The 13,194-nt window shown below is 49.7% G+C and carries 10 protein-coding genes; 4 read left to right on the top strand and 6 right to left on the bottom strand.

Going from position 1 to position 13,194, the window contains the following annotated elements; genetic code table 11:
* Positions 1-269 precede the first annotated feature (269 nt).
* Complete coding sequence (locus tag L4174_RS10380) at positions 270-1,124, bottom strand: MurR/RpiR family transcriptional regulator (protein ID WP_248140691.1); 855 nt, start codon at positions 1,122-1,124, stop codon at positions 270-272.
* 316 nt (positions 1,125-1,440) lie between these two features.
* Between L4174_RS10380 and L4174_RS10375 the strand changes: the two genes are divergently transcribed.
* The 4 genes from L4174_RS10375 to fabV all read left to right on the top strand — a co-directional run bounded on the left by L4174_RS10375 (position 1,441) and on the right by fabV (position 7,323).
* The gene (locus L4174_RS10375) at positions 1,441-2,271 is read left to right on the top strand and encodes an NAD-dependent epimerase/dehydratase family protein (protein WP_248140690.1); all 831 of its coding nucleotides are present in this window, start codon (positions 1,441-1,443) and stop codon (positions 2,269-2,271) included.
* A gap of 564 nt (positions 2,272-2,835) precedes the next feature.
* Complete coding sequence (locus L4174_RS10370) at positions 2,836-3,507, top strand: TetR/AcrR family transcriptional regulator (protein WP_248140689.1); 672 nt, start codon at positions 2,836-2,838, stop codon at positions 3,505-3,507.
* Positions 3,508-3,565: 58 nt separating this feature from the next.
* Positions 3,566-5,839, top strand: a complete 2,274-nt coding sequence (locus tag L4174_RS10365) for an acyl-CoA dehydrogenase (RefSeq protein WP_248140688.1) — start codon at positions 3,566-3,568, stop codon at positions 5,837-5,839.
* A 281-nt stretch (positions 5,840-6,120) separates the two neighbouring features.
* Positions 6,121-7,323 (top strand): enoyl-ACP reductase FabV, encoded by a 1,203-nt coding sequence (gene fabV, locus L4174_RS10360; RefSeq protein ID WP_248140687.1) that lies wholly within the window; start codon positions 6,121-6,123, stop codon positions 7,321-7,323.
* A gap of 140 nt (positions 7,324-7,463) precedes the next feature.
* Here fabV and L4174_RS10355 read toward each other — a convergent pair whose 3' ends face one another.
* The 5 genes from L4174_RS10355 to L4174_RS10335 form a co-directional block, all read right to left on the bottom strand.
* The gene (locus L4174_RS10355; RefSeq protein WP_248140686.1) at positions 7,464-8,816 is read right to left on the bottom strand and encodes an ATP-binding protein; all 1,353 of its coding nucleotides are present in this window, start codon (positions 8,814-8,816) and stop codon (positions 7,464-7,466) included.
* Positions 8,813-9,487 (bottom strand): response regulator, encoded by a 675-nt coding sequence (locus L4174_RS10350; RefSeq protein ID WP_248141678.1) that lies wholly within the window; start codon positions 9,485-9,487, stop codon positions 8,813-8,815. Before L4174_RS10350 ends, L4174_RS10355 begins: the two co-directional genes overlap by 4 nt.
* A gap of 179 nt (positions 9,488-9,666) precedes the next feature.
* Positions 9,667-11,349 carry an aspartate:alanine antiporter gene (locus tag L4174_RS10345; RefSeq protein WP_248140685.1) on the bottom strand — a complete coding sequence of 561 codons (1,683 nt, stop codon included), beginning with the start codon at positions 11,347-11,349 and terminating at the stop codon, positions 9,667-9,669.
* Between the two features lie 184 nt (positions 11,350-11,533).
* Positions 11,534-11,797, bottom strand: a complete 264-nt coding sequence (locus tag L4174_RS10340) for a GrxA family glutaredoxin (RefSeq protein ID WP_248140684.1) — start codon at positions 11,795-11,797, stop codon at positions 11,534-11,536.
* A gap of 195 nt (positions 11,798-11,992) precedes the next feature.
* Complete coding sequence (locus L4174_RS10335; RefSeq protein WP_248140683.1) at positions 11,993-12,976, bottom strand: porin; 984 nt, start codon at positions 12,974-12,976, stop codon at positions 11,993-11,995.
* Positions 12,977-13,194 lie beyond the last annotated feature (218 nt).

Raw genomic sequence — 13,194 nt, 5'->3', positions numbered from 1 at the left:
AGGCATCCTGAGGATGCGTGGCTATATAGTGTTATCACTATCTGTAATATTATTACAGGTGATTGTGATGAAAAGGCGACATAGGACAATGAATTGATGAATTTAACAGTCCATGTTCGTCATTTTCATCCATGAAAATTGAATGTGAATGTTCTGTTTCAAACTCTGAGAGTATAAAAAAGAAAAGCATGGCGATAAAGCCATGCTTTCAGGGATTTTCAGCGCATTGGTCTTGCGGAGATTGTTTTTCCGTAGCCGGAGCTCTGCGTTTAAAACAGACCTTCTTTCGCGATACGGGAGTCTTTGATCGACTCTTTCACGCGCTTGAGGTTTTCTCTGAAGCCAGGGCCACGGCGCAGGGTAAAGCCTGTGGCAAGCACATCAATGACAGTCATCTGGACGACACGGCTGGCCATCGGCATGTAGATATCGGTATCTTCCGGGACATCCAGGCAGATAGACAGCGAGCATTCACGATCCAGTGGTGAGTCCTTGGCGGTAATCCCGATCACGGTGGCGCCATTTTCACGGGCCATGGCAGCAATTTCTACCAGGTTTTTGGTCCGGCCGGTGTGAGAAATGAGAACCACAACATCGTTATCACTGCAGTTGATGACACTCATCCGCTGCATCACAACATCGTCAAAACAGACAATTGGGATGTTAAAGCGGAAGAATTTGTTCATGGCATCATGCGCGACGGACGCTGAAGCACCCAGCCCGAAGAAAGAAATACGCTTGGCTTGCGTGAGCAGATCCACAGCGCGGTTTATCTGCATGGCATCCAGACTACTTTTCGCAACATCAAGGCAAGCCATTGTTGATTCGAAAATTTTTGCCGTGTAGGCTTCAGCACTGTCGTCTTCTTCAACATTACGGTTCACATAAGGTGTACCGTTTGCCAGACTTTGGGCAAGGTGGAGTTTGAAATCCGGGAAGCCTTTGGTATCCAGGCGACGACAAAAACGGTTGACCGTTGGCTCACTGACATCGGCCATTTTGGCCAGTGTCGCGATGCTTGAATGAATAGCGGTTTGCGGGGAAGCAATGATCACTTCAGCAACTTTACGCTCGGACTTACTGAAGTTTTCCAGATTGTTTTGTATTTTTTCAAGGGTATTCATAGCGATAACCGCGATTCGTTACTGAATTTCAAAATTGGCGAGATCGTAGGAACGATGTCGAATATGATGAAACTATACTACTTTTCTTTTCACGCCTCCTAGTAAATCTCTGAAAATCACTTTTCCTTTTTATTATAGTTTGATCACGATCTACTTTCCCTTTCAGTTTTGAAATGATTTTAAAGGGGAAAAATGAATGAAATACCGAGTATTCCGCTGGTTTGCGTTATTAATTTTCAAGTGGCGGAATTAATTTACAGATTGAATTAAATGTACAACAAAAATACAACGCCCGCTGACGACAAGGAATATCTCAATGAAAACAAAAATGCGTATCAGTATTTGCGGTTGTGGCTGGCTGGGGCTGCCTCTTGCTAAATCTCTGAGTCAGGCCGGTTTTCCGGTGACAGGCACAAAACAGAGTGAGGCAGGTATTCAGAGTCTTTGGCAAGCGGGGATCGATGGTGTTGTCTTGCAGCTGCCGTTAGGTACTGCTGATATTGCACCCCTTGAAGATTTTTTGTCGGCCGATGTGCTCATCGTGAACGTCCCGCCGGGTCGCCGCAACATGACTGCTGCCTCTTATATCGAAAAAATTACCGGTTTGTCGCAGGCTGCAAAACAAGCGGGCTGCAAGCGGATGATTTTTATCAGCACAACATCTGTTTATGGGGATGCAGAAGGGGAAGTCACTGAAGACAAGATACCTGTTCCCACGACGATATCTGGTCAGGCTCATTTCCATCTGGAGCAAAGTCTGCGTCAGATGTGGGGACAGGATCTGGTCGTCTTGCGGCTTGCCGGTCTGATTGGCCCTCATCGCCACCCGGTTAAATACCTGGCCGGCGGGCAGGCAATTGCCAACGGCAGGGCGCCTGTGAATCTGGTACATCTCGATGACGTCATTCGTGCTGTCATGGCAATGCTGAAACGCTGGCCGACAATGACCACCCTGCATTTATGTGCACCGCAGCATCCGAGTCGTGAGCTCTATTACCGTGAAATGGCAAGGCTGGCCGGGTTACCGGTTCCTGAGTTTCTGCAAGAAGGTGAAAACGGAAAATGGATCAATGCAGAAAGGACTGCCCGCGAGTTGGGACTTGATTGGCAACATGAGGATCTGTTGTCACTGGCGCCGGAGTACTGACTTCAGCCGACTTGCAGACTGAATTTTGCTTCGTGACGCAGATAAAAAAATCCCGCTGAATTGTCAGCGGGAGGAATGTATCCTTAACACAATTAGGAGTTTAGCAGCAGTGGCATTGTCGATTAAAGCTGTTCAATGAACCATTCATGGGCGGCCGGTGAATCAGTCAATTCGTTAATCTTAATGTCACTTGTTATGACCTGAGGGCATGGGCTTAGTTCCGCATTCACATTACTTTTTTCATGTTTTTTTCTAACTGGCTGATTTCGAAGCGGGAATAAAACTGATATTTGTTTGAAGAATGCATTCAAGGTTGGCGATGTGGCGTTCACTGGCTTCAAATGAAAGAAAACCCGTAACCAAATGGAAACGGGCTTTGAAGAAAATCTTCTAAGAAAAAGCAGTGGCACTATGTATGACTACGTCAATAAAGCATGGTTCCCATTTCATCTCTCATTTTTTATATTTTTTTCTGTTATTCAATCTCACGACTCTGTTCATCGCTTGTTAAATCTGTTAGCAGGGTGTAGAGTTTAAACATGTGTTTAATACGGGTGACTTAACATGGCAATCAAAGCTGATACAAAAAGCCGAATTCTGGATGCCGCTGAGCTGCTGTTTGCTGAGCATGGCTTTAAGGAAACTTCGCTGCGTACTATTACCAGCAAAGCGGGAGTCAACCTGGCCTCTGTGAACTATCACTATGGTGATAAGAAAACCCTGATTCGTGCAGTGCTCAGCCGCTATCTGGAAGAGTTCATGCCTGCCCTGAAGCAAGAGCTGGAAGTGCTGCTGACCCGCGATGATTTCTCGATGGAAGATGTCTTTCGCTGTACTAAACAGCCGCTGCTGAAGCTCAGTGATTTCCGCCCGAATGGCGCGACGATTTTTATGTCTCTGATTGGCCGTGGCTATACAGATGTTCAGGGGCACCTGCGCTGGTTTATTGTCACCCGCTACAGTCAGGTGCTGAATCTGTTCACAAAAGCCGTTTGCCGTGCGAACCCTTCTCTGGATCCGGAAACACTTTTCTGGCGTCTGCATTTCACCCTGGGCGCTTCAGTATTCACGATGGCTTCCAGTACCGCGCTGCGGGAAATTGCAGAGAACGATTTCAAATGCACAGTCACCACTGCTGATTTAATTGATCGTATGGTGCCGTATCTGGCTGCAGGAGTTGCAGCCCCCATCGAGATGACGTCACCAGTCAGCAATGCAATAGAAAACTCATACTGAACCCTGCAAAACAATAAATGTTGCCAAGATGAGGCAGAGAGACAAAAGGACGTGACCCATGAGTAACAAAAGCTTGAGACAACGCTACATCAGTGATCCGGCTTTCAAAGTTTTTAAGAAAGTACTGCCGCCGCTATCCGACACAGAGCGAGAAGCAATGGAAGCGGGGAGTGTCTGGTGGGACGGCCAGTTGTTTGCCGGAAAACCAGACTGGAACACGTTGCTGAAATATCCGACCCCCAAGCTGAGCGAGGAAGAACAGCATTTCATTGATAATGAGCTGGAAACCTTGCTGGCGATGCTGGATGACAACCAGATTGTTCGGGAAGACCGTGATTTGCCGTCTGAGGTATGGACATACCTGCGCAAAGAAAAGTTCTTCTCACTGATCATTGGTAAGCAGTATGGTGGTCGTGAGTTTTCGGCACATGCGAACTCAACGATTGTGACTCGGATTGCGACCCGCAGCCAGAGTGCGGCGGTGTCTGTGATGGTGCCGAACTCTCTGGGTCCGGGCGAACTGCTGACTCATTATGGTACGGAAGCGCAGAAAAATTACTGGCTGCCGCGTCTGGCCGATGGCACAGATATTCCTTGTTTTGCCCTGACTGGCCCGGAAGCGGGTTCAGATGCCGGTGGGATTCCGGATATGGGTGTTGTTTGCTACGGCGAACACGAAGGCGAAGAAGTGCTGGGTATCCGTGTGAGCTGGAACAAGCGTTACATCACGCTGGCACCGGTTGCTACGGTTCTGGGACTGGCATTCAAACTTCAGGATCCGGATGGCCTGATTGGTGACAAGAAAGATATCGGCATTACCTGTGCCCTGATTCCTGCAAATCATGCCGGAGTTGAAATCGGCGAACGTCATGACCCGCTGGGCGGTGCATTCATGAACGGTCCGACCCGGGGGGAAGATGTGTTCATTCCGATGGAATGGGTCATCGGTGGTCAGGATTACGTTGGCCGCGGCTGGCGGATGCTGGTGGAATGTCTGTCTGCAGGACGTGGTATCTCTCTGCCTGCACTGGGAACTGCTGTCGGCCACCTGACTTCAAGGACTACCGGTGCTTACGCTTATGTCCGGAAGCAGTTTGGCATGTCGATTGGTCACTTTGAAGGTGTCGCAGAATCGCTGGGCCGTATCGGCGGGATGACCTACATGCTGGAGGCCGCCCGCACACTGACCACGACTTCACTGGATATGAAAGAGAAGCCGGGGATTGTGACTGCGATTGCCAAATACCACATGACAGAAATGGCCCGCACCATTTTGAATGATGCGATGGATATTCATGCCGGTCGCGGAATTCAGGCCGGTCCGATGAACTATCTGGCGAATCAGTATATTGGTATTCCGGTGGCAATCACCGTGGAAGGTGCGAACATTCTGACCCGTAACCTGATGATCTTCGGTCAGGGGGCCACGCGTTGTCATCCATACGTTCTGCAGGAAATGGAAGCTGCGGCGAATCCTGATGCCGATCAGGCGGCAAAAGATTTTGACCAGTTGCTGTTCAAGCACATTGGTTTTGCCGTGGGTAACGTCAGTAAGGCACTGTTGAACGCGTTTACCGGTTCTCAGCTCAACCGTGCACCTGTTGCAGGTGAAACGGCTTACTACTACCGCCATCTGTCCCGCATGAGCCGTGCACTGGCTGTGGCAGCTGATTTCTCCATGCTGACGCTGGGTGGTGAGCTGAAACGCCGTGAAATGGTCTCGGCTCGTCTGGGTGACGTTTTAAGTCATTTGTACCTGGCTTCTGCGGTTCTGAAACGTTTTGAAACGGAAGGGCGTCAGCAGGAAGACTTACCTATGGTGCATTACGCGCTGCAACACTGCCTGCACAAGTGTGGTATTGCTTTCGATGAAGTCTTCAACAACTTCCCGCGTAAAGGTGTGGGTCGTGTGCTGCGTACACTGACATTCCCGCTGGGGATTCATTATGAAGCGCCGAAGGATGAGCTGAAGCTGGCGATTTCAAAACTCATGATGACGCCGGGAGTAGCGCGTGATCGCCTGACGACCAATTGCTACGTCGGTGAGAAAGACGGCGATCCGGTTGCGATTATGGAACGTGCATTTGTTGCGATGTATGGTGTGCGTGACGTTGAGCGTAAAATTGCGAAAGCAGTGAAAGCTGGCACCGTGCCACGCAAGGCGCCGCTGGCTGAGAAGCTGAAAATTGCTCTGGATGCGGGCGTTATCACAGACGCTGAAGTTGAGAAAGTGCATAATGCTGACCAATTGAGATCCCGTGCGATCCAAGTGGATCACTTTGCACCGGAAGCGTTTAAAAAGGGCGTCTTACAGCCAGGGAAAGCCGCCTGATAAGCAATTTGATTGCTTAGTCGAAGAATAAACCTGGTGGTCAAATATACCGCGCATTTGCGCGGTATTTTTTTATCGATCGACCATGATATCTTCTGTTCCGGGGGAAATGAGATGCAGACAGACTGCGGTTTTCTTCGGCAACTCATGGCTCAATATCAAATATTCTGCCTCAACACCTCCAACCACTGGCTAATTTTGTCGATTTCGAACATAAAACTGATGCGAATTAGTGACTAACCTTTTATCCTACGGGCAACAGAACAAAGGAAGAAAACGAAATGATCATCAAACCAAAAATTCGTGGATTCATTTGTACAACAACTCATCCTGTGGGTTGTGAAGCAAACGTCAAAGAGCAAATCGAGTACACCAAGGCCCAGCCGAAACTGGAGAACGGTCCGAAGCGTGTACTGGTGGTTGGCTCTTCCACTGGCTACGGTCTGGCTTCCCGCATCGCTGCTGCTTTCGGCTCCGGTGCTGCAACCATTGGTGTTTTCCTGGAAAAGCAGGGCACCGAGAAAAAACCAGGCTCTGCGGGCTGGTATAACTCTGCGGCATTCGACAAATTCGCCAAAGAAGAAGGCCTGTATTCCAAGAGTCTGAACGGTGATGCGTTCTCTCACGAGATGAAGCAAAAAGTTATCGAGCTGATCAAAGAAGATCTGGGTCAGATTGATATGGTTGTATACTCCCTGGCTTCTCCGGTCCGTAAATTGCCGGACAGTGGTGAGCTGATCCGCTCCAGCCTGAAACCTATGGGTGAAACCTACACGGCGACCGCGGTTGATACCAACAAAGATGTACTGATTGAAGCCAGTGTTGAGCCTGCAACTGAGCAGGAAGTTGAAGATACAGTGAAAGTCATGGGCGGCCAGGACTGGGAGCTGTGGATCAATGCACTGGCAGATGCTGGTGTTCTGGCTGAAGGTTGTAAGACTGTTGCTTACAGCTACATTGGTACAGAAATCACCTGGCCGATTTACTGGCACGGTGCACTGGGCAAGGCCAAAATGGACCTGGACCGTGCTGCGGATGAATTGAGCAAGAAACTGTCTGCTGTTAACGGTACTGCAAACGTGGCAGTTCTGAAGAGTGTTGTGACTCAGGCCAGTGCGGCAATTCCTGTGATGCCTCTGTACATCGCGATGGTCTTCAAGAAAATGCGCGAAGAAGGCGTTCATGAGGGTTGTATTGAGCAGATCTTCCGTATGTTCTCACAGCGTCTGTACAAAGCTGACGGTACTGCTGCAGAGCTGGACAGCGACAACCGTCTGCGTCTGGATGACTGGGAGCTGCGTGAAGACATTCAGGAGCATTGTACGAAGCTGTGGCCACAGGTGACCAATGAGAACCTGTTCGAGCTGACTGATTATCAGCTGTACAAAGATGAATTCATGAAGCTGTTCGGTTTCGGCATTGAAGGCGTGGACTATGACGCTGATGTGAATCCAATTGTTGAATTCGACGTTCAGGACGTATAATTGCGCCACTGAAACAAAACGAAAAAACCGCCGTGAAAGGCGGTTTTTTTATGGGTATTGATCAATGGGTGCAGATAACTGCTGTTGAGATTCTGGAGGTGAAATGTCACAGGCTCATCAGCAGTCAGTCATTTTTTGCCTCAGCTTTTATTGTCTTCCGGCAGTTCAATGACAAATGCAGCCCCTTCAATGCTGGCTTTCTCAACATAGATGCGCCCGCCATAACAGGTCACGATGTCGTGGCAGACAGACAAACCAATTCCCTGACCTGGATTGCGTTGATCGGCCCGGATACCCCGCTGGAAAATAGCTTCACGCATATCATCACTGACGCCGGGACCATCGTCTTCCAGTCGAATCACGAGCTTGCCCTGATGCCGGGTTGCACTCAGACGAATTTCGCTGATACAGAAGCGAAAGGCGTTTTCGAGCAGATTCCCGAGCAGTTCCATCAGGTCCGTCCGGTTAACGGGCAGGCATAAGGTTGCGTCAAACTGTCGCTTCAGAGTGACTTCCTTGCTGCTGTAAATCTTTTTCAGCATCCCTTCAAAGCTTTCGACAACCGGATTGAGCAGCGTTCGGTCTTTCTGAAGGCCCTGCTGGCCCATCAGCGCCCGCTTGAGCTGGTACTGTACTAAATCATCCATCTGGCTGATTTGCTCCAGCATCCGGTAGTTCAGATCGCAGCGGGGCAGAGAGTGATCATCCAGCAGAGCATTTGCAGCAGCCAGTCGGGTTTTCAGGCTGTGGGCCAGATCATCCATGGCATGCCGGTAACGGGATGTTTTGTCATTACTGATCCGAATCAGCCGGTTCAGTGACTGAGTCACGTCCTGCAATTCTGTCGGATAGTTATTGTCAAGCTGGTCACGCTTGGCATCAGTGACCTGATTGAGCTGCCGGGCCAGTTTACGCAGCGGCTGAAAGCTCCAGTGAAAGGCGGCAATCAAAAATGCAATTGCGATCAGTACGAAGAGACCGAGGTAAAGTGCCGTGCGGTGATGAAGCCGGCTTAATGATGTCTCATAAGCCGTCCCGGAGCGAAGCACAATCAGCTGATAGGCATTGCCGTTTTCACGGTCACGGCTGATATCGTAAGCGATATAGCTTTGATCGTTCTCGGCTTTGACCAGGGTCGGGGTTTGCATGGCATCCGGCAGGCTGCTGCAAATCTCGCTGAGGCCAGCGGCTTTCGCTTCATCCGAGAGCCACATGGTATTGTCACTCCGGTCACAAAGGACAGACATGTAGTCGGTGGCAGAGGGATCCAGCGAGTCAATCCACTTATCGACGTCTTTAATCAGACCGGCCCGGTTCAGCTGGGCCACGACAAGCGGCATCTGGGCGACCAGATCCGTGGAATAGGCCGCCATGTAACTCTGGCTGTAGAGTTCATTGATCACCCAGGCAAGGGCCGAAGTGATCAGGGCAATGATTGCAATCGAAGTAATCATGACCCGGTGTCGCAGACGGGGCAAGATGGCCAGCTTCATTGCGCGGCAATCTCAAAAATATACCCCTGACCCCGAATGGTTGAGATTGGGTTTTCTTGTCCGGTCTGGCTGATTTTCTTACGCAGACGGCTGATCATCACCTCAATGGTGTTTGGATCGCCTTCCTGATCTTCATACAGGACATCCAGCAGACGCTGTTTTGAAACAACCTGACGGCTGTGGCGCATCAGGTATTCAAGCAGTTCGTATTCAAAGGCCGTCAGTTCAAGCAAGTTTTCGCTGACAAAAACCTGTTTCGCGAGCAGGTCGACGCGGATTTCACCCGCAATCATTTCCGGTTTGATAAAGCCGGCACTGCGGCGGACCAGGGCACTCAGGCGGGCAACCAACTCTTCTTTCTGGAACGGTTTCACCAGATAATCATCGGCACCAGCTTCCAGGCCGGTGACTTTGTCCTGCCAGTTTGAACGTGCAGTCAGAATGAGGATTGGCAGTCGCAGCCCCTTGTCCCGGATCTCACGAATCAGGGTGATACCATCACGGTCCGGCAGACCGATATCGACGATGGCCACATCATTGGGGTAGTTTTCAGCAAAAAACAGGCCTTCTTCAGCCGTATTGGCACATTGAACCTGGTTGCCCAGTTCGCTGAGCTGAGTTTTCAGATGGTGGCACAAAATTGGGTCGTCTTCGACTATCAGGATGCGCATCATAATTTAGTTACCTGAGGCAATAAAAGCGTGTGGCTTGGCTCTGAAAGTCCGATTGATAACAAAGCGGACTGCAGGGGACAAACCTATCCGGAAAATTGTGAAGGATTATATCATTGAACGTCTGAATCTCGGCTGACTCTGAGGAAAGCGAGTCAGCCGGGTTATCAATCAGCACGCTAGCTGAGGATGATGATCAGTGTACCGGCAACGGTGAGCAATACGTTTGCGATGGCGTAAGTGCCCGCATACCCCAGAGCCGGAATGGTACTGCGGGCATGTTCATTGATCATGTCCATCGCCGGGGCACAGGTACGGGCGCCGATAATGGCACCGAACAGCAGAGCGCGGTTCATGTTCAGGATATAGGCCCCAAACAGGTAAGCCAGCATGACTGGAATGACGCTGACCATCATACTGACAAGAAAGACGCTCGGACCGATTTGAGTAATGGACTCAAACAGGTTGGAACCTGCACTCAGACCAATCCCGACCATGAAGACCATCAGGCCCAGGTCTTTTGCCATGTTCAGCGCCCCTTGCGGAACGTAGCCGAAAGTAGGGTGGTTTGCCCGCAGGAAACCCAGTGAGATCCCGGCCAGCAGTAAGCCTGCGGCGCTTCCGAGGCCAAAGGTGATCTGGCCGAATGTCATCGTGATCGAACCAAACAGCAGACCCATGATAAAGAAGCAGCAGAAGGCCAGCAGATCGGCGATCTGGCTGTGAATCGAGATAAAACCGATACGTTCTGCCAGTCCCAGTACCCGGCTTTTCTCGCCACTGACCTGAAGGATATCCCCTTTATTGAGCAGGGTGCTGTGATCCATCGGCATTTCAATCTGAGCGCGAACCACACGGTTCAGGAAACAGCCATACTCAGCCAGATTCAGTTCTGACAGGCGTTTTCCGGCGATGTTGTCATTCTTGACCACGATTTCTTCTTCGACGATGCGCAGATCCAGCAGATCACGGTCGAATACTTCTTTCCCGTTCCGGAAGCTCGGGTCCAGACGGGCATGGCTGTCCGGGTAACCGACCAGTGCGATTTCATCCCCTTCCTGCAGGATGGCATCCCCATCAGGGTTGGCGAGAATACCGTGGCGACGAATGCGTTCGATGTAGCATCCTGTCTGGCGGTAAATACCCAGCTCACGTAAATTCCGGCCGTCAATCCAGTCGATTAGCTCCGGACCAACGCGATAGGCACGAATAATCGGTAAATAGACTTTTCGCTGTGCAACTTCGCCGATGCCGCGCTCTTTCGCAATTTGCTGCGACGATTCGGCCAGATCCTGCTTCTGCAGTTTTGGCATTAGTTTTGCCAGTAAAATCAGGCTGATCAGACCGATGAGATACGACATTGCGTAGCCGACACTCAGGCTGTCAATCAGCTCCTGAATCACTAACGGGTCAGAAAGGCTGGATAAGCCGCCGCTCAGAGCGTCTTTCGCACCGACCAGAACTGGTGTAGCGGTCAGTGAACCGGCCATTAAACCTGTCGCCAGACCCAGATCCAGACCCAGATAGTGCGACATGGTAATGGTGATCGTGATGGCTGAGATCAGGACGACTAATGCCAGCAGCAGATAGTGTTTTCCGTCACGGAAGAAAATGCCAAAAAAGTTGGGGCCTGCCTGAATACCGACACAGAAAATAAACAGCATAAAGCCGATATTCAGTGCTTCAGCATCAAAAATGAAACCAGCATTTCCAAAGATGAGGGCGGTGAGTAAGACACCAATGGAGTTCCCAATCTGTAACTGGGCTATTCGGAGTTTTCCGACCGTAAGACCCACAGCAAGAACTACAAAGAGGAGCAGAATATCATTCTGGCGAAGCAGGTCAGCAACGTCGATGTTCACAACAAATTTTTCCGGAGTCAGCGCTTTCTACTAGAGATATGAGACGGAATTTTATCTTAAACAAATGTAATGCGATATAGATTTTCGAGATTTGAGACACAAAAAAGGCTGATTAAACAGCCTTTCTGTCAGGGGTTCACAAAAACGTAAAAACCCGCAATGTGGTGACCGGTTGCGTCAGTGATTACTGAAACAGAGCCAGGTTTTCTTTCGCGTAAGCTTCGAATTCGGTACAGCCGCCAATATGGTCTTGATCAATAAAGATCTGAGGCACGGTTTCAACTGGTTTACCGACAGTCTTTTCCAGATCCGCTTTTGTAATGCCTTCGGCATGGATATCTACATAACGGTAGTTGAAATCGTCACGATCTTCTTTCAGTTTGTCTGCTAACTCTTTTGCACGAACACAGTAAGGGCACCCAGGGCGGCCAAAAATAACGACGAACATAGAACTTCTCCTTTGTCTTGTGGGGCTACTATATCGTGACTCAGTCAGCAGTCAAAGTCGGAATTATCATTTGCATCAATAGAAAATTCCGATGAAGAGCAGGGAGGAGCAAAGTGCTCAACCTTTCCTCCAAGACAGACGAAAAAAGCCAGACTGGGCAGCCTGGCTTTGCGTGGCAGTAGTGGTAGAGCGAAATCAGAAATCGTAGCGAATCGCCAGTGCCAGAATGTCTTCGTTGCCGTCGATCTGGTCTGCTTTGTACTCTGCGTAAGTACGCAGTTGTTTGTTGAACTTATAATAAGCACCAACAACGTAGTAATCTTCTACATCGACACTTGAACCGGCATCAGCTTCCAGGAAGTTATAGACAGCCTGTGCTGAGAAACCATTTCCAAAGTCATAACCCAGAACGACTTCGTAGCCATCATAGTCTGTGTCTGACTCAGTTCCTTTTTTGTCTTCCCAGTTTTCACCGGTGCTGTAAAGGAAAGCAGCGTAGATGTTGTTGGCATCATAAGCAGCAGACACGGCAGCGACTTTGGCATCGTCAGAACCGTCAACGCCTTCACCCTGGTTATAACCGGCACCTACCTTAAAGCCCATTGGCAGCGAGTAAGAAGCTGCGATGCCGTAAGATGTTGCTGTATCGCCGTCAGGTTGGGTCACTTCGTTGTTGTCCAACTGGTAGCTGGCTTCTACTGCCAGTCCGCTGAACTCGCCGGTGTACTTCAGTACAGAGCTGGCTTTACCCGTACCGAAACGGTCTGTGCCCGTACCACTGGCATCAGCACCGAACTCTTCCAGAGTATCGGTATAGTCTGAAATCAGTGTATATGCACCATACTGGCGGCCGTAAGTGGCTTCGCCAAAGTTACCGCCCAGTCCGGCATAAGACAGACGCGTTTGCAGGCCATCTTTCTTAGAAGATGCATTGACTTCGGTTTCGTAAACACCAACACCGTACAGGTCGTTGTTGATGTCTGCTTTCCCTTTCGCGCCAAAGCGGAAATAACTTTGATCGCCTTTTTCGTCTTTGTCGTCAGAGCTGTAGTACATACCGACCATACGGCCTTTAATCTCGACAGACTGACCATCTTTCTCATACACCGTGGTTGAGGCAGCGGCAGTACCCGATGCAAGCGCGACCAGAAGCGCTGATGCTAAAACTGTTTTATTCATTGTCATTTCCCTGCTTTATATACGAGTGCTTTTATGGCTGTTTTGATGAGGTGCAGAATAGAGGGGGAATATGACAAAAAAATGTTGTTCAAAAGTCACTTTAGTGACATTTCCATCAGCCAAATCAAAGGGATAAGTGTAACTTTTGATTATTATTTGAGCGCTCTGTCAAAAGGGACTGAACTTTCGGCATATGATAGAGTCTGCAATTCAATGCC

The organism is Photobacterium sp. CCB-ST2H9, assembly GCF_023151555.2.
Lineage (GTDB): Bacteria > Pseudomonadota > Gammaproteobacteria > Enterobacterales > Vibrionaceae > Photobacterium.
This window is presented reverse-complemented; position numbering and strand designations above follow the sequence as displayed.

What these genes read in the sequence shown, in the direction of transcription:
- L4174_RS10380 (WP_248140691.1), bottom strand. Translation starts at nt 1,124, where the DNA reads ATGAATACCCTTGAAAAAATACAAAACAATCTGGAAAACTTCAGTAAG.
- L4174_RS10375 (WP_248140690.1), top strand. Translation starts at nt 1,441, where the DNA reads ATGAAAACAAAAATGCGTATCAGTATTTGCGGTTGTGGCTGGCTGGGG.
- L4174_RS10370 (WP_248140689.1), top strand. Translation starts at nt 2,836, where the DNA reads ATGGCAATCAAAGCTGATACAAAAAGCCGAATTCTGGATGCCGCTGAG.
- L4174_RS10365 (WP_248140688.1), top strand. Translation starts at nt 3,566, where the DNA reads ATGAGTAACAAAAGCTTGAGACAACGCTACATCAGTGATCCGGCTTTC.
- fabV (WP_248140687.1), top strand. Translation starts at nt 6,121, where the DNA reads ATGATCATCAAACCAAAAATTCGTGGATTCATTTGTACAACAACTCAT.
- L4174_RS10355 (WP_248140686.1), bottom strand. Translation starts at nt 8,816, where the DNA reads ATGAAGCTGGCCATCTTGCCCCGTCTGCGACACCGGGTCATGATTACT.
- L4174_RS10350 (WP_248141678.1), bottom strand. Translation starts at nt 9,487, where the DNA reads ATGCGCATCCTGATAGTCGAAGACGACCCAATTTTGTGCCACCATCTG.
- L4174_RS10340 (WP_248140684.1), bottom strand. Translation starts at nt 11,797, where the DNA reads ATGTTCGTCGTTATTTTTGGCCGCCCTGGGTGCCCTTACTGTGTTCGT.
- L4174_RS10335 (WP_248140683.1), bottom strand. Translation starts at nt 12,976, where the DNA reads ATGAATAAAACAGTTTTAGCATCAGCGCTTCTGGTCGCGCTTGCATCG.